This is a genomic window from Corallococcus sp. CA053C, from assembly GCF_003611675.1.
Taxonomy (GTDB): Bacteria; Myxococcota; Myxococcia; order Myxococcales; family Myxococcaceae; genus Corallococcus.
On record NZ_RAWA01000233.1, the window covers coordinates 1 to 15,192 of the forward strand.

Here is a 15,192-nt window from a genome sequence, read left to right on the forward strand (position 1 = left end):
CTTCGGGGGGCGGGGTGTACGGGGTGGCGGTCGTCATGCGGCGCGTCTTCTGGTGCGACGGGTGAGCTGCACCAGGAGGAAGGGGCGGCCCCGTCAGGAGACGAAGGGCAGGCGCCGGAAGCCGAGGACGTCGGGCCGGTACGCCACGCGGGTGAAGGACTTCACCTTCGCGTCCGCGCGCTTCGCGTCCTCCAGCGTGAGCGTCTTGCTACCGCCCCCGGACGCGCCCACCACCACGCCCGCGCCCACGTGCACCATGACGTGGTCCGGGTCCCCGGCCTTGCCGTACAGCACCAGGTCCCCGGGCTGCAGGTCCGCCGCGCTCGCCACCGGCGCGCACTCCGCCCACAACCGGTCCGTGTTGTGCGTCGCCCGCCAGTCCTTCCCGCCCACCTGGTGGAAGGCCCATGTCACGAGGCCGGAGCAGTCGAAAGGGCGCGGGCCGTCCTTCGAGACCGGCGTGCCCTTCGCGCCCCAGCGGTAGGGCGAGTGCATCTGCGCGAGGACGAGGGCGAGGAAGGCGGCGCGCTGCGAAGTGATGATGGGCACGGCGAACTCCGGGGACTGCGAGTGTTCACCGGAGAAGGGGCGCCCCATGGAAACTGTCAGCGCGACAGGCTATCCAGCCCGGATGCCCCAGCACGATCAAGCCGCATCGGTGTCGGTGATGCTGTTCCTCAATCCCAGCTACGACGGCGACTCGGCCTTCAAGGTCTTTGGCCCCCCGAAAAAGCTCTCTCGCGTGCCGTGCGTTGGTGAGTTGGTAGCGCTCGGTACGGATGACTATGGCGATGCGGCGGAATACGAGGTTGTCCTGGTGCGCCACACGCCGCGGCACGATGAGATTGTCGCGGACGTCTACCTGCGCCGCGTCGATTTCCTCTCCGTGATCAAGAGCGTTTCAGCAGACCCTACTGACCCAAATTCTCCGTGGCGTCCGCGGAGTTGGCCCAGAGACCTGGGTTGAAGCGCAGGCAGGAACGTCGGTCACGGATGGCCAGAGCCTGTGTCCTTGGCGTCCGTGTTCACTGCAACTGACGCAGCCGCCAGGCTGGAGGATGCCACGCACCCTCCAGCCCGTGCTCATGCCCGGTCAGGTCGACGTGCCACTGCCCGAGGGGTCCCACTGCCAGCCAGCGCCAGAGGGGGCGTTACAAGGGTAGACGCTGCCATTGCAGCGACCGATGCGCATGTCCAGATGCTTTCCTTCGGGAAGATCCTTGTTGCATGACCCGCTGTTCCCATTCCCGCCGGTGAAGTAACAGATGCCCTGGCGGGAGCCGTCCCCGAGCTTCCAGTGGACGCCGACGCGCATGCTGTCCTCCTTCTCATCCCAGATGCAGAAGTTGTCGGTGGCCTTGTTGTACGACCCCTTGCCGTATTCTCCCCCGTCCCAGCCAATGGTGACGTAGTTCCCCAAGTCGCAGCTTCCGGAAGCCTGGTTGAGCTCAACGGGCGCCAGCGACACCTCGGTGGTTCCCAGGGACTCCGGGGTGGAGGGCTCATCTCTGCCAGCACCGCAGGCGCTTCCCAACGCGGCGGTAAGAACCCATCCCAGCAGGGCTGTGCGATTCATCATGTCGAGACTCCTTCAAGTACTGGATGCGAGTTACCGCCAACCATGGCAGCGACATGATTTCTAGGATGTTCTTTGATAACCATCAATCCAGGGTGATGTGAAGATTGTCCGGTGGTAAGCGTTCACGGGGTAGCGCTCGCCTGAGGAGCCAGCTGGGCTGCGACCGGTGGGACTCACCGCGCTCGACGCGAGCCGGGTGCATGCGAACTCTGGTGGGACGTGGCGACGCGCGACCCAAGAGATGCGCGCATCGCGGAGCTGGAGCGACGGCTGAGCGCGGCGCTCGCGCGAATCGAGCAGCAGGACGCCCGCATCGCGGAGCTGGAGGCGCAGTTGCGCCGCACCTCGCGCAACACCTCGCAGCCCCCCTCCACCGACCCGCCCGGGATGCCACCGAGGAAGTCGGAGCCGACGGGCCGTAAGCCCGGAGGCCAGCCTGGGCACAAGGGCCGCAAGCGCGAGCTGTTGCCGCCGGACAAAGTCACTGAGGTAGTCGCGGTGCCAGCGCCGGAGCGTTGCACGGGCTGCAACGGGCCGCTGCTGCGGCTGGAGGGCGCGCCGCCCGCGCGAGTCCACCAGGTGGTGGAGTTGCTGCGGATTGTGCCCGAGGTGAAGCAGTACGAGCTGCATGCGGGCTGGTGCGCCGGCTGCAATGACTGGCGCTGCGCACCGCTGCCGGAGGGCGTACCCGAGGGCAACTTCGGTCCGCGCCTGACGGGCTTCATCGCCCTTGCCACCGGACGCTTCCGCCTGTCCAAGCGGCGGGTGCAGGAGTTGCTGGAGGACGTGCTGGGTGTGGAGCTGGCACTCGGCAGCGTCAGCAACCTCGAGCAGTTGGTGAGCAGCGCCCTCGCGGCTCCAGTGAGCGAGGCGCGCGCGTACATGCGGACGCAGCCGGCCGTCCATCAGGATGAAACCGGCTGGTGGCAGAAGCATGCCAGGGCCTGGCTGTGGGTGGCCAGCACCGCGACCGTGGCGGTCTTCCTCATCGTCAAGAGTCGCGGCAAGGCCGTCGCCCAGACGATGTTGGGCCAGGGCTTTCGGGGCACGCTCATCTCCGACAGGTGGTGTGCCTACAATTGGGTGCACGCCCTCAAACGGCAGGTCTGCTGGGCGCACCTGGTGCGTGAGTTCGAGGGCTTCGTCGAGCGTGGAGGGGAGGCGAAGCGGCTGGGAGAACTGCTGCTGGCGGAGGCCTTTGTCATGTTCGAGTGGTGGCACCTGGCGCGCGATGGGCTGCTCACGCGTGCCACCTTCCAGCGGAGGATGCGGCCGCTGATGCGCGAAGTGGAGCGGCTCCTGGCGGAGGCCGCGGAGGTGTGCCCGAAGAAGGTGGCCGGCACGGCCAGGGAAATCCTCAAGCGCAAAGACGCCCTCTGGACGTTTGTCTATACCGAGGCCGTCGAGCCCACCAACAACCTCGCCGAGAGGGACCTGCGCCATTCGGTCATCTGGCGCAAGACGAGCTTTGGAACCCAGAGCGAGGACGGCAGCCGCTTCGTCGAGCGCATCCTCACCGCCGTCATGAGCCTCAGGAAGCAGGAGCGCAACGTGCTCGACTATCTCACGGAGGCTCTCGAAGCCCTTCTGCACCGCGCTCCCGCGCCTTCACTACTGCCCGGCACGTAACCTCAGTTCACGCTCCCGGCCGCCGGCCCCCGTGAACGCTTACTCCTTGGCCACCACGTTCGCGGCGTGCTGGAGCTGCCGGGAGGTGCGCTCCCCCATCAGCAACTGCACCTGATTCGCCACCTGGTGAAGCTGCGGCCGAGCGCCAGACTCCCACCCCTCCAGCGCCTTGAGACGCAGATCCATCAGCTGGAGCTTCGTGCCGTGCTCGCCCACGACGCGCAGGTCGGCCTTGATGTCGCGCACGTCCTGCGCCACCGCAGTTAGCGACTGCACAAGCAGCGGCACCTGGTCCGCCGCGGCTTCGTGCTTCGTCTGCCGACGCGACAGCAGCCCGTTAAGGAGCGGAACCAGGAGCTGGCTCACGGCCAGGATGAGGACGGCGGACTCGGTGCTAACGGGGGGGCATGCCCGGACAGAAGGGGCGGCCCCTCGCCCGGGAGCGAGTGGACTTCGTGGCTCGGCGGGCTCCCATGGCTGCCACGCCCACCACCGCGACAGCTCACTCGACGGGGCCGGGGCCGGGGACAACTTTGCGGCGACAGCAAGGCGTCTGGTGCACAACACCTACAAATTCAAGCCTAAGCCGACTTGCTTGACATAACCAAACAACATGCATAACTTCATTTCTGGGCGTATGGCTTTGGTCCGCCAGTAGCGCTCATTCATCTACAGACCAGGAGATGCACGATGAAGGGCATGACCATTCGTAGGTCGGCTTTGGTTGCAGCCGTTTCCGTTTTGGTTTGTTTGGTCGGCGCTCCTGCCTTCGCAGCGAGCGGATGTGCGCGCACCACGGATACCGGGGACGTCGCAGGCAAGACTTGTTTCAACGACAACGGCGACATCTATACCGTGACCGACACGGACGCAGACAACGAAGGCGTCGTCGGCTGGATCGAGGTCGAGCAGGCTAACGGAACGTGGAAGGCATTCGCGAAAGTCTACGTCGGAAGCGGCTACAACACCAGCGATGGCAACAACGTGGACATTACCAACGAGAGCGCGCGGGTTAGGGTTTGGGCCTGCCGACAGAACGGTTCTGGCGGTACGCCGTACTCGTGCGGTTCGGCTGTCCTCCTGGGCTCCTGACGCGAGAGGAAGTAGGCAGGCCAGCCGCCTGTAGACTGGGTGGCAGGCCTCTGCCCTTAGAGATACACAGAAGTTCCACTCCGACCAGACACTGCGGCACCGGGAACGGCAGGCCCATGGGCGCGCGGTCCCGGATGCAGGTGCAGGCCGTCACAGCCCTACTTCCTTCCGCCAGCCGGGCACGTGGACGTCCAGTTCCGTGGGCCCGAAGCCGCCGCGCTCCGCGAGCCGCTCCAGGGACTGGCTGGTGCCGTAGCGCCGCGAGTAGTCCACGTAGGCGCGCTCGGCCAGGCTCCACGGGATGGACCGGGGCAGCCCGGCCTTGCGCTCCTCGGGGGACAAGAGCAGCGGGAAGACGCGCGTCGCGGGATGGGTCATGCCCGGAGAGAAGGGACGGCGTCGCTATAACTTCCGGGCGACTTCGGCCTCTTCGCTGACATCGCGCCGTGCCTCCGCTGCCACCCGCGCCACCTCGCACTGGCAGGTGCGGCACAGCGCGGCCATGCGCTCGGCATGCGTCGCGATGCGGTCCGCACACCGGGCGCATCACTCGCGCTTCCGGTTGCGCTCCACCACGAGACGGCAGCGCTCCGCGGCGCAGTGGGACGGAGGGCGCCCTGGGCCCTTGGGCTTCACGAGCAGCGCGGCGCAGACGTGGCAGGTGGACGGCGGGCAAGGCATGCCCAGGTGGAAGGGCTGGCCACATCCGCGGTGCCCCTCCTGCCAGTTCAGGAGCGAGCCCACCAGCCTGACGTCAAACATCGAAAACGCGCAGTTTCGACGGTTGGGCCAGTGGGCCCGGGGAGGTCCTGCGCGCCCGTGTTCGGGAAGCGGTGTGCGCTCGCTCAGGGTGGCGGGCGGACGTGAACGTGTAGGGCGGATGCTTGCCGGACGGCGCGAGGACAACGCGCGCGCCGGCGAGCGTGTACGACGCGGTGCGCATTCCGCCCGTGGCGGACCCGGTCTTGTCCTACATGCCCCCCTGGGGTGGGGAACCCCCAAACCGGGCAAAATTCGGGATTGCTCGGCGCGCTGCAATCCTGCGCGACGGATTCCTCGCGGTTTTTCCGAGGGGAACTGACAGACGACCCCCCGTTTTTTGGGGCCCTGCGCGTTCCTGGCGGCCCGTAGGCGCGTCCTGTCGCTTCGCGCGTGGGCGTGGGCGTCCCGCCCGCTGCTCGCGTTGGCGGCCCAGCGGCGCCCCTTCTGGACGGTGTGTCCCCTCCGCGCGGCTATGACCCGAAGCGCCCTCCCGGCAAGCCGGCCGGGGTGAAGCGCGCGCCGAAGTACACCGGGCCGGCCAGCACTCTCACCTACAAGCTCCAGACAGCCATCGTGGCGGAGCTGCGCCAGGGCTCCACGAAGCGCATGGCCGCAGCCCTCGCCGGCACCACCGAGGCACGCCTGACGAACTGGCTGCGCCGCGGGCGCGAGGCCATCGAGTCAGGCAAGCGCAGCCGCTACACCGAGTTCGTCGTGGAAGTGGAGCGCGCGCAGGCCGAGTTCCAGAAGGGCCTCGTGAAGGACGTGAATGAGGCCATCCGTGACAAGACGATGGACGGCCGCGGGGCGCGCTGGTTCCTGGGCGTGCTCGCGCCCAAGGACTTCACCGTCCCGCGCGAGGCCGCCGCGCCCGCCGGCAACGGGCACGGGCCCCTCTTCGAGGTCATCACCCCGGACGAAGCGCGCGCGAAGCTCGACGACAAGCTGGCCACCTTCATCGCGCAGCACCTGAAGGCCCAGGCGCCGAAGGACGCGCCGCCGGAGTCCGCCCCCGAGGACGCCGGTGGGGACTGACGCGGGCGTGGCGAAGGCTGGGGAGTCGCTGCTGGAGGGCATCCCCGTCATCACGGCGGACACCCACGGCCACCACTCCCTCATCCAGCAAGCGGCCCTCGCCACCTACGAGGCGAAGGGCGTCACCGCCGGCCACTGCGAGGCGCTGGCGCTCACGCCCCAGGACCTGGTGCTCCTCTACCACGAGCACAAGTACTGGCTGCGACCGGTACAACGCCCACCCGCGCACTACCGCACCTGGTTCTTCATGGGCGGGCGCGGCACCGGGAAGACGTACGCGGGCGCCGCCGCCGTCATCGACGAGGCCCGCGCGGACCCCGAAGCGCGCATCCTCATCGTCGGCCCCACCTACTCGGAGATCGTGAAGAACCAGCTGGAGGGGACGAGCGGCATCCTCACCATCTCCCCGCCCTGGTTCTTCCCGAAGGTGGAGAAGTCGCGGCGACGGCTGGTGTGGCCCAACGGCGCGCAGGCGACGTGGCTGCCGGCGAAGAACGCGGACAAGTTCCGCGGGCACCAGTACACGTTCATCTGGGCGGACGAGCCGGTGGCGTGGCGGGGGGACGCCATCGCCGTCTACAAGGAATGCCGCGACGTCAACCGCCTCGCGAGCTCGCGCATGCGGAAGCTGGGGCTGCCGGCGCGGATGGTCATCACCACCACGCCCGCGCCGACGACGCTCTTCCGCGAAATGCTGAGCGAGCGGGAGGGGCTGGTGCTGGCGCGCAGCTCCACGCTGGAGAACCTCTCCAACCTGGACCCACCCTACGAGCGCTACGTGCGCCGGATGATGGGCATGCCTGAAGGCCGGCGCGAGTTCATGGGCGAGCTGTCCTTCGACCTGGACCCGGCGCTCTACCGGGGCGTGGACTGGAACGCCTCGCGCATCCACCCGAAGAAGGCGCCGAAGGAATACGACGCCATCATCGTGAGCGTCGACCCCGCCACCGGGGAGAAGAAGGGCGCGGACATGCACGGCATCGTCGTGCTGGGCGTGCGCCTGGAGGCGGACGGGCTGGACCACGTCTATGTGCTGCAGGACGCCTCACTGCGCACGCCGGAGCCCGAGGTCTGGGCGCGCGAGGCCATCAAGGCGCTGGAGGCCTGGGAGCCCTTCGCGAAGAAGCGCGGCAACGGGAAGTCCAACGCCTGGGTGTTCGCCGAGAGCAACACCGGCGGCAGCATGGTGAAGAGCACCATCCGCACGGTGAAGAAGGTGAAGGTGCTAACCGAGCGCGCCATGCAGTCGAAGGCGGAGCGCGCGGCGCCGGTGTCCTCCTACGCGAAGGCGGGCCTCGTCCACATGGTGGGCAAGCACGACAAGCTGGAGGCGCAGCTGGCGAAGTTCACCGGCCAGGAGGGCGGCCACGCGAGGGACGACCGAGCGGACGCCTTCGCGTGGCCCATCTACCTCTACGTCATCCCCAAGCGCCGCAACACGGGGGCCGCCGGGCGGCAGCGCGGGACGGAGGATGCGGTGTTCGAGGAAGCAGACGACTGACTGTCTGGCTTAAGACCCACCTAGGATCCTTCGGTCTCGGCGCACGTGCCCTCGCGGCAACCCGTGCAGATGATTACGCCATCTTCATCAGGCGGCGTGCAGCTGGCGCAACAGTATCCGGAGGCCGTAACCTCAGGCGCGGCGACCTTCGAAACCTCTCCCCTGCTCATGTCCTCCATGAAGAGCGTGCCATCCGTCGCGGCGGTGGACTCTCCATCGTGCCGAACGATGAGTACGGAATCCTCTCCGCTGGTGACGCTGTACCCAGACTCAGAAGTACCTCCACATGCGGAAGCGAGCACAGCGACAAGGATTGCGGCGACAAAGGTACGAGCAGTCATTGCAGTAACTCCGTGACCACCAGAAACATGATTTGGCGGTTTCTCTTATTTTACCAGATATCATCTGGGATTGCCACCCCTCCTCAACCAACAGCTTCGCCACGAGTCGCGCGAGCTAATGTTCGGTGAATAGCGCAGGTCGGACGCCCCTTCTCGAAGGGCATGGCCTCCCTCTTCCACCGCGCCCTCAAAGCCCTGGGCATGCTGCCCGCTCCCCGGGGTCCGCTCGTCCATGCCCTCCCCGTCGTCAGCTTCAGCCCGCGCCGGGGCAGCCGAGAGGTGCTGCGCGCGTACAAGGAAAACGGCTGGCTGCGCACCGTCGTGGACACCGTGGCGGAGGCGGTGGCGACGCCCCGCTGGCGCGTCTACAAGCGCGCCCACCCCGGCATCCTGGGCGTGCTCGACCCGCGGCTGAAGTCCGCCAACCCGGCCCTGCGCACCAAGGCGCTGAAGGACGCCACCGCGTCGGGCGAGCTGGTGGAGCTGCCCGACCACGAGCTGCTGCGCCTCTTGGAAGCGCCGCACCCGCGCTACCCCGGACGCGCCTTCCGGAAGCTCGGCCAGGTGCACGTGGACCTGGTGGGCGAGGCCTTCCTCTGGCTGCGCCGCGATGACACCGGCCGCGTCGTGGGCTGGGAGGTGGTGCCTCCACACCGCGTCCTCATGACGCCCGCGCCGGGCAGTCCCTACTTCTTCATCAGCTACAACCTCTTCAGCGGCGCGGTGCCCGAGACGGACGTCCTCTGGTTCAAACACCTGGATCCGGAGAACCCGGAGGACCGGGGCTCCGGCGCCGGCATGGCGCTGGGGGATGAGCTGGACACGGCGGAAGCCATCTCGCGCGCGACGAAGGCCACCTTCGAGCGCGGCGGGGTGCCGGCCGCCATCGTCGGCGTGGACTCGAAGACGCAGGGCGCCGACATGGAGGAAGTCGTCGAGGACCTGGAGAAGAAGTACAAGGAGGCCTTCGCCGGCCCGGGCAGCGCGGGCAAGGTGTGGTTCGCGCCCGCGGGCGTCAGCCTCGCCCAGGTGCAGGTGAACTTCCGCGAGCTGCAAACGGAGGAGCTGAAGAAGGGCATCCACGACTTCATCCGGCAGAACTACAACGTGCCCCCGGAGCTGGTGGGCGACCTGTCCGCCAGCAACCGCTCCACCGCGGAGAGCGCCAAGTACACCCTGGCCGACTTCGCCGTCCTTCCTCGCATGGAGTTCTGGCGCTCCTGGTACCAGCACTGCCTGGTGCCCCTCGTCGACCGGGACGCCATCCTCGACTACGACGACCCGCGCCCCCAGGAGTTCGAGCGCACGTTCCGCCTCATGACGACGCCGCCGACGGAGGCCTTCACCTTCAACGAGATGCGCGAGCTCGTGGGCTACGAGCCGGACCCGGCCCTTGCGGGGAAGCGCGCCCTGCCCCTGCCCGGCGCGGGCGGAGGGAACAACCCTCAGTCGGCTTCCGCGAACGCCACGCCCAACCCACCGCGTGACCGCAGCGGCGAAGAGGGACGCGTGTAGCGGCAGGCGTCGCCCCTTCTCTTCGGGCATGGACAGACGCCCGCGCAGCAAGCGCAACACGCGCGCCCTCACGCTGAAGCTCATCGAGCCCACGCCCAACGCCGCCGCGCCGGCCACTGCCCTCCCCGTCTTCCGGCTGGTCAACCTCCGGAGGAGTACGACCGCGACGGGGGCAAGGGCATGTTCGACACGGAGAGCCTGGCGCACTCGCTACTGGGCGTGCGCATGAAGGCGGCCCTCCTGGAGTTCGAGGACCGCACCGCGCGCGAGAAGTCCAAGGGACTCAACCAGCCGCTGCGTGAGTTGCTGGAAAAGGAGAAGTCCGCCGGCGTCTTCGAGTCCGTCTTCGGCCAGGGCGGCAGCCTCTGGGCCTGTGAGTCCGTGGGCAAGGAGAACATCAATGCGCCCTGCTACGGGAACGTCACGTTGCCGAGCGTGATACTGCGCGGCCCGGCTGCTTCCCAGAGTTTGAGTGAGAAGGTCCCCTGGGCCGCTATCGCGGAGCAATCGGCCTCGACGACCACGCGCCTGGCCTCTCCTACGGGAATGGGTTGCTCCTGCCAGATGCGGAGCACCTTCAACTCTGCTCCGGCCTTGCCTCGAAGCGTTGCGTCCTTCGCAACCCAGGGCAGCGCTCCCGCCTTCACCACCAGTTGGATCTCGACGGCAACGCCCTTCTTGGAGCGGTAGCTCCTGACGAAGGTTGCTTTGATGGGATCCCCCGCTGCCTGAGCGACGTCCTTGGTCATGACTTTCCCAACCACGCCATACTCGTCCAGTGCCCCAGTGGAGATAAGGCCAGCCAGCCCCCCTGGGGCGTCATGCTCCGCAATCAGCCGTGAGTTCTCATCCTGGCAGCGCAGCAGCGCTGCGTGAGCTTCGCGGGCTTCTTGCTGGTAGGTCTCAAGCGTCCTCTTCCCGCGATAGACCTCAACGAGGGGTTCCGCCTTGGCGGGATGCACTTGCAAAAGGAATGAGGCACTCACAGGCGCCGCTCCGTCCCTGAAACGCACGACCAGCCGGAACTTCTCACCTGGAGTGACGCGAGACGAAGGAACCAATCGGAGGGTGGCCTGCCCCACATCCACCAGAGAGAAGCGGTCCCGCCCTTCCAACTCGATGGCCTCTCGCATCAAATCTGCGTCGAAGTAGAGGCCCGTTGAGAGCCCCGGGCTCACCGCTATCTCAGAGGTGGATTGCGCTTCGCTTGGGGTCAACTCAATGCGACGTGCGCCCGGTACGGTGGATGTGACTTCCGGCTGGGCGACCGCGGATCCGCTCGCGAACAGAAAGCCCAGAAGAAAAACGAAGGAAGAAGAAGGCACTCGACGATGACTCCCAGGCAGTCTTGCTTCTTGCTACTCGAACTCACTCACCGCCTTCACACGAGCGGTCGTGTAGATACGGGCACTGGAGGGCGAGTCGTCCCCGGTCTCTCGCGCCATGCCTCGCGCGCCCTCTTCCGCGTAGACATCCATGCAGATGGGGAAACTGTCCCCCTTCGGAGGCGTCGCCCACGTCAGGCGTCCATACACGCGGTCCCGCACGATGAGCCGGCCGGACAATACTGTGTTGCTCGGCATGTCCCCCCACGGGCCGGCCAGAACCAACTGGGTCGGACCCTCCTGAACAGAAATGATCTGGGGACTATCGAAGACAAACAGAGCGTCGTGCTTATCCCCCATATCGATATCCAGCTTCTCCATGGCCTTGACGGATCCCACCGGGCACGGTTCAGGAGGTGGAGCCGGACGCACCTGAGGACCTGGGCACGCGAGCGCCGTGCAGGCCGCCACCGTGCTCACCGCACGGGCCATGACGCTCATGCCCTTCTTCACGGGCTTCGAGGGGAGCTGAAGATGCAGAGTGTCTGTCGGCTGCGTCGTCACGGTGGCTGAAACCTCCTGAAGCGTCGCAGGGAGAGCGACGGCCGCAGCAGTGGCCTCGGGTCCGGCAGGAGCTGCGGCCAAACCAGCTTGAGATGACTCGCTAGAGGGCGCTACTTCCTGTCGGGCAAGCGTAGGACTCGAAATGCGTAGCTGCCACTGAATGAGGACCGCCCCTATCGCAACCAGCACCAGGGCCAGCGCCAGCATTGCCCAGGCCCCGAAGGACGGGGGCCTCCTCGGCGACACGCGCACGGTCGTTCCCGGCGGCGGCGCTTCGGCGGCGGAAGCTGCGGCTTCTTGAGGCTCGGGCTTCTTCACCCGAGGCGCGCGCTTCCCGCGACGAGGCCGGTGCAACGGCAGATGCAGCCACCGCTCCTCGCTGTCCCGGCCCCCCTCCGTCGTCGCGGTGTCCTCCGCGAAGGTGTCACAGAGCGGCGCGTCCCACGTTGCATCCGCGCTCCGCAGCGCCGCTTCCAGCGCCGAGGCGGCGGCCTGGGCGCTCGACGTGCGCACATCGGGCCACTTCTCCAGCAGCCGCATGCACACGTCGCTCAACGCCCGGGGCACGCGCGCATTCTCCTCGTGCGGCGGCGGCGGCTCGCTGGTGAGGACGGCTTCGATGAAGCTGGCGTCGTCCCTGCCGTCGAAGGGCCGGCGCCCCGTCAGCAGCGCGTAGAGGACCAGGCCCAGCGCCCACAAGTCGTCCGAGACGCCCGCCGTGTAGCGGGCCCCGGGCACGCGCAGATGCTGCTGGAAGTATCGCCACACTTCGGGGGCGCGGTACTCCGGCGTCCCAGGTGGCAGCAGGTCCTCCGTCAGCTCGCGCGCGCCCTCGTAGTCGCCGATGCCGAAGTCCACCAGCTTGGCCCGGCCGTCCGCGGCGCGCACCATGACGTTGGCCTCCTTCACATCCCGGTGCAGCACGCCCGCCGCATGTGTCGCCGCGAGGGCCAGTGCCACGTCCAACACCACGCGCGCCACCTGCCGCGCCGTGGGGTTCTCCTCGTCCGCCCAGACGTCCAGCCGGCGCCCGTCCACGTACTCCATGGCGATGACGGCGAACTGCGGCTCGGCGGGCGGCCACAGGCCGAAGCCCTGGAGGCCCACGACGTTGGGGTGCCCCAGTTGGAGGAGGATGGTGACTTCGCGGTTCACCCGCTCGCCCACGCGCTGCAGGTGCAGCAGCTTCAGCGCACAGGGCTGCCCTCCATTGCGCGCGAGGTACACCGTGCCGAAGCCCCCCTGTCCCAGTTGGCGCTCCACCGTGTAGCCCAGCACCTGCTCGCCGGGTGTCAGGATGGCGGGCGGTGGCCTCATGGCGTCCTTCCTTCGGGGTTGCCGGCCACTCGCATGTGACGTCCTCCCAGCGGGGCGCGCAAGCTAACAGAAGCGCGAGAAGCCCGGGAATCCCTCCTCTGTCACTCAGCCCGATGGATTCACCTCCCTGGCCCTTTCAAGTACACGCATCCCATCCCTGATTTCTCGCCTCCCCCCGTGCGGCGCCTGCATGGATCCCCGGTGCGTGCACGCCTCCACCTGCTACCCTCCCGGCCCCATGAATGAAGAGCTGGCCATCACCATTGGCAGAACCGCCCGCGCCGCCCGCGAGGAGCAGGGCCTGACACAAGCCGAGGTGGGCGCTCGCGTCGGCCTGCTCTCCACCGTCTACAGCCGCCTGGAGCGCGGGAAGATGCTGCCCAGCGTCCCGACGCTCTACCGCCTGTGCACGGAGCTGAAGGTGTCCCCCGAGGACATGCTGGGCCTCACGGCCCTGGTGCGGGGACGCAAGGGTCAGCGTCCGCGAGCGCGGGAGGATGAAGTGCCCGCGTTGCGCCGGCTGCTCTACCTCGGGCGCAAGCTGGACGCGGAGAAGCTCGAAGCGCTCCTCCACGTCGCTACCGTCCTGACGCGCTGAAGGGCCCTACTCCCGCTTCGCCAGCACCTTGAGTTCGTGCGCCTCCAGCCCTTCCGGGAAGGTGAGGATGACCGGGCGCGGCTGGCAAAGAGTGGCATCACCTGCCCGATGAGCCGCAAGGGTCACTGCTGGGACAACGCCGGAGGCGCTCCTACGGACTGGGGCTCATGCTGGCGGGCACGGAGGCCACCGGCGGGCTGGAAGGGAAGAACCGGTCTCTCAGGCGAAGCACCGGGCCCTCCAGCAGCCAATGCATCCCGAGGCCCAGCAGGAACGTGCCGAGGAAGTACATCACCGCGTAGACGTACCAGTTCCACACGGGCAGCACCTTCAACAGCACACTCCTGCCCCAGACCGCCACGGGCATGTGCCACAGGTAGATGGAGTACGAGCGCGCGCCCAGGAAGGACAGCAGCCGCACCGGCCAGGTGGGCCGCGGCTGCAGGTCGTGCACGGCGCACACCAGCAGGCCCGCGCCCAGGTAGAACAGGCTGAACCCGACCGTGGTGAGGTACCAGCTCTCCTCGTGCGGGTCCTGGAAGGCGGGGATGAAACAGGCGCAGCCCATCACGAACAGCAGGGCCCGTCTGTCGCGGGTGATGCTCGCGAAGCGCTCGGGCCGGTAGTGCTGGTAGTACGCCAGGAGCACGCCGAACAGCAGCGAGTCGATGCGCAGGTGCGTGGGAAAGTCGTGGACGTAGTAGTTGAACGGCGAGCGGAAGGTGGTGAACAGCCGCATCCCCAGACACGCCAGGGCCACGGCGAGGAACACCCGGGGGAGTGCGCCGAAAGGGTCGGCCGAGCGCCCGCGGTTCCCCTTCAGCAGGAGCACCAGCAGCACCGGCAGCAGGAGGTAGAAGTGCTCCTCCACCGCCAGGGACCAGGTGTGGTTCCAGAGCCCGAAGCGGTAGTTCTGCACGAACAGCAGCTCCCGGAGCAGCCCCCCGGACGTCAGCTGCGTGTAGCCGGGGAGTCCCAGCAGGGCGAAGGCCACCGTCACCCCCAGGAGGGCGTAGAACGGCGGATAGATTTTCAGCCCGCGGCGGATGAGGAAGCGCTGGACGGAGAGCGCTCCCGAGCGCTGGTGCTCCTTGAACAGCAGCCCCGACACCAGGAAGCCACTGAGCACGAAGAACAGGTCCACCCCCACCCAGCCTCCCCTCTGCCACACGTCCAGGAAGGCGACGACCCACGCGTCCACTCCGCGCAGCGGCATCTGGATGTGTCGGCCGAGGACCAGGAGGACGGCGAACGTCCGGAGGATGTCGAGCGTGCGCGAGCGAGTCATGGTCTCAGCGGGAACCGGGGGGCGGAACCCTACCAAGAGCGGATCATGGGAGGAATGGAGGCCCTGTTGGGGAAGAGCCCTCCCTCGCCAGACAAAAGAAAAAGCCTGGCAACCCATACTGGCTTGCCAGGCTTCTTCACTGTGGAGGCGGAGGGAATCGAACCCTCGTCCGAAAGCCGTCTGCTCTTTGACCCTACGTGCGTAGTCCGCGATTTGCTACGTCACCTGGACTCCCACGGACGGGATTCCCGATGCCGGTCCTGGAAAGATCTCGTCACCTCGGGCCCAGGCTCCCTCGGTGACCAGTCCGCATTATGACGGCCCATCCCCACCCCACGGACCGAGAGCAGGGGGACCGCGCACTAAAGACTGCTAATTAGGCAGCCAGCGCGAGCTCAACGTTGTCGTTGGCTTTTGTGATGTTGTCGGCAGTTTAACGAGGTCCCAACAAGCTCGGCACGCGTCTCGAACTTCAATGCCCCCGTCGAAGCCAGGTCGCCCCCAGATTCGCCGTACGTCATGCGGCCGCGACGGCTCCGCACACCACTTACATTAACCGCTGAACGCCCCCCGTCAATCCTCCTGCATCCACGGGGTCGCGCCTTCAACATCCCCCTTCCGCTCCCACCGGACAGCCCACCAGGCC

General features: G+C 67.4%; 15 protein-coding genes and 1 other RNA gene. 7 read left to right on the forward strand and 9 right to left on the reverse strand.

Going from position 1 to position 15,192, the window contains the following annotated elements; genetic code table 11:
• Positions 1 to 93 precede the first annotated feature (93 nt).
• Positions 94 to 597, reverse strand: coding sequence for a C40 family peptidase (locus D7V97_RS26585; RefSeq protein ID WP_120613441.1), 504 nt, complete (start codon positions 595 to 597; stop codon positions 94 to 96).
• On the opposite strand from D7V97_RS26585, the gene D7V97_RS26590 reads away from it, so the two are divergent.
• Positions 596 to 967 carry a hypothetical protein gene (locus D7V97_RS26590; protein ID WP_147444986.1) on the forward strand — a complete coding sequence of 124 codons (372 nt, stop codon included), beginning with the start codon at positions 596 to 598 and terminating at the stop codon, positions 965 to 967. The genes D7V97_RS26585 and D7V97_RS26590 overlap by 2 nt on opposite strands.
• A gap of 126 nt (positions 968 to 1,093) precedes the next feature.
• On the opposite strand, the gene D7V97_RS26595 is transcribed toward D7V97_RS26590, so the two are convergent.
• Positions 1,094 to 1,579, reverse strand: a complete 486-nt coding sequence (locus D7V97_RS26595; protein ID WP_147444987.1) for a hypothetical protein — start codon at positions 1,577 to 1,579, stop codon at positions 1,094 to 1,096.
• Between the two features lie 219 nt (positions 1,580 to 1,798).
• Between D7V97_RS26595 and D7V97_RS26600 the strand changes: the two genes are divergently transcribed.
• Entirely contained in the window at positions 1,799 to 3,208 is a 1,410-nt protein-coding gene (locus D7V97_RS26600) for an IS66 family transposase (protein WP_120613444.1), read from the forward strand.
• Positions 3,209 to 3,247: 39 nt separating this feature from the next.
• Here the strand turns inward: D7V97_RS26600 and D7V97_RS26605 are convergent, their stop codons facing one another.
• Positions 3,248 to 3,574, reverse strand: coding sequence for a hypothetical protein (locus tag D7V97_RS26605; RefSeq protein ID WP_233583231.1), 327 nt, complete (start codon positions 3,572 to 3,574; stop codon positions 3,248 to 3,250).
• Positions 3,575 to 3,898: 324 nt separating this feature from the next.
• On the opposite strand from D7V97_RS26605, the gene D7V97_RS44285 reads away from it, so the two are divergent.
• Positions 3,899 to 4,300 carry a hypothetical protein gene (locus tag D7V97_RS44285; RefSeq protein WP_147444988.1) on the forward strand — a complete coding sequence of 134 codons (402 nt, stop codon included), beginning with the start codon at positions 3,899 to 3,901 and terminating at the stop codon, positions 4,298 to 4,300.
• Positions 4,301 to 4,450: 150 nt separating this feature from the next.
• On the opposite strand, the gene D7V97_RS26610 is transcribed toward D7V97_RS44285, so the two are convergent.
• Complete coding sequence (locus tag D7V97_RS26610; protein ID WP_120613445.1) at positions 4,451 to 4,678, reverse strand: hypothetical protein; 228 nt, start codon at positions 4,676 to 4,678, stop codon at positions 4,451 to 4,453.
• A 168-nt stretch (positions 4,679 to 4,846) separates the two neighbouring features.
• Positions 4,847 to 5,062: a hypothetical protein gene (locus D7V97_RS26615; RefSeq protein ID WP_120613446.1), complete on the reverse strand. Its 216-nt coding sequence runs from the start codon at positions 5,060 to 5,062 to the stop codon at positions 4,847 to 4,849.
• Between the two features lie 453 nt (positions 5,063 to 5,515).
• Here D7V97_RS26615 and D7V97_RS26620 point away from each other — a divergent pair, with 453 nt between their 5' ends.
• From D7V97_RS26620 to D7V97_RS26630, 3 genes are all read left to right on the forward strand, one after another.
• Positions 5,516 to 6,097 (forward strand): hypothetical protein, encoded by a 582-nt coding sequence (locus D7V97_RS26620; protein ID WP_120613447.1) that lies wholly within the window; start codon positions 5,516 to 5,518, stop codon positions 6,095 to 6,097.
• Positions 6,098 to 6,104: 7 nt separating this feature from the next.
• Positions 6,105 to 7,598, forward strand: a complete 1,494-nt coding sequence (locus D7V97_RS26625; protein ID WP_233583233.1) for a terminase family protein — start codon at positions 6,105 to 6,107, stop codon at positions 7,596 to 7,598.
• A 503-nt stretch (positions 7,599 to 8,101) separates the two neighbouring features.
• Positions 8,102 to 9,454 (forward strand): phage portal protein, encoded by a 1,353-nt coding sequence (locus D7V97_RS26630; RefSeq protein WP_120613449.1) that lies wholly within the window; start codon positions 8,102 to 8,104, stop codon positions 9,452 to 9,454.
• Positions 9,455 to 9,864: 410 nt separating this feature from the next.
• Here the strand turns inward: D7V97_RS26630 and D7V97_RS26640 are convergent, their stop codons facing one another.
• Positions 9,865 to 10,779 (reverse strand): DUF2381 family protein, encoded by a 915-nt coding sequence (locus D7V97_RS26640; protein WP_120613451.1) that lies wholly within the window; start codon positions 10,777 to 10,779, stop codon positions 9,865 to 9,867.
• A gap of 33 nt (positions 10,780 to 10,812) precedes the next feature.
• The gene (locus D7V97_RS26645) at positions 10,813 to 12,660 is read right to left on the reverse strand and encodes a serine/threonine-protein kinase (protein ID WP_120613452.1); all 1,848 of its coding nucleotides are present in this window, start codon (positions 12,658 to 12,660) and stop codon (positions 10,813 to 10,815) included.
• Positions 12,661 to 12,898: 238 nt separating this feature from the next.
• Here D7V97_RS26645 and D7V97_RS26650 point away from each other — a divergent pair, with 238 nt between their 5' ends.
• Positions 12,899 to 13,258, forward strand: a complete 360-nt coding sequence (locus D7V97_RS26650; RefSeq protein ID WP_120613455.1) for a helix-turn-helix domain-containing protein — start codon at positions 12,899 to 12,901, stop codon at positions 13,256 to 13,258.
• Positions 13,259 to 13,409: 151 nt separating this feature from the next.
• On the opposite strand, the gene D7V97_RS26655 is transcribed toward D7V97_RS26650, so the two are convergent.
• The gene (locus tag D7V97_RS26655) at positions 13,410 to 14,546 is read right to left on the reverse strand and encodes an acyltransferase (RefSeq protein ID WP_158623460.1); all 1,137 of its coding nucleotides are present in this window, start codon (positions 14,544 to 14,546) and stop codon (positions 13,410 to 13,412) included.
• Between the two features lie 139 nt (positions 14,547 to 14,685).
• Positions 14,686 to 15,049: a transfer-messenger RNA gene (gene ssrA / locus D7V97_RS26660) on the reverse strand.
• Between the last annotated feature and the right edge of the window lie 143 nt (positions 15,050 to 15,192).

What these genes read in the sequence shown, in the direction of transcription:
- D7V97_RS26655 (WP_158623460.1), bottom strand. Translation starts at nt 14,546, where the DNA reads ATGACTCGCTCGCGCACGCTCGACATCCTCCGGACGTTCGCCGTCCTC.
- D7V97_RS26585 (WP_120613441.1), bottom strand. Translation starts at nt 597, where the DNA reads ATGGGGCGCCCCTTCTCCGGTGAACACTCGCAGTCCCCGGAGTTCGCC.
- D7V97_RS26590 (WP_147444986.1), top strand. Translation starts at nt 596, where the DNA reads ATGGAAACTGTCAGCGCGACAGGCTATCCAGCCCGGATGCCCCAGCAC.
- D7V97_RS26650 (WP_120613455.1), top strand. Translation starts at nt 12,899, where the DNA reads ATGAATGAAGAGCTGGCCATCACCATTGGCAGAACCGCCCGCGCCGCC.
- D7V97_RS26595 (WP_147444987.1), bottom strand. Translation starts at nt 1,579, where the DNA reads ATGATGAATCGCACAGCCCTGCTGGGATGGGTTCTTACCGCCGCGTTG.
- D7V97_RS26615 (WP_120613446.1), bottom strand. Translation starts at nt 5,062, where the DNA reads ATGTTTGACGTCAGGCTGGTGGGCTCGCTCCTGAACTGGCAGGAGGGG.
- D7V97_RS44285 (WP_147444988.1), top strand. Translation starts at nt 3,899, where the DNA reads ATGAAGGGCATGACCATTCGTAGGTCGGCTTTGGTTGCAGCCGTTTCC.
- D7V97_RS26645 (WP_120613452.1), bottom strand. Translation starts at nt 12,660, where the DNA reads ATGAGGCCACCGCCCGCCATCCTGACACCCGGCGAGCAGGTGCTGGGC.
- D7V97_RS26630 (WP_120613449.1), top strand. Translation starts at nt 8,102, where the DNA reads ATGGCCTCCCTCTTCCACCGCGCCCTCAAAGCCCTGGGCATGCTGCCC.
- D7V97_RS26610 (WP_120613445.1), bottom strand. Translation starts at nt 4,678, where the DNA reads ATGACCCATCCCGCGACGCGCGTCTTCCCGCTGCTCTTGTCCCCCGAG.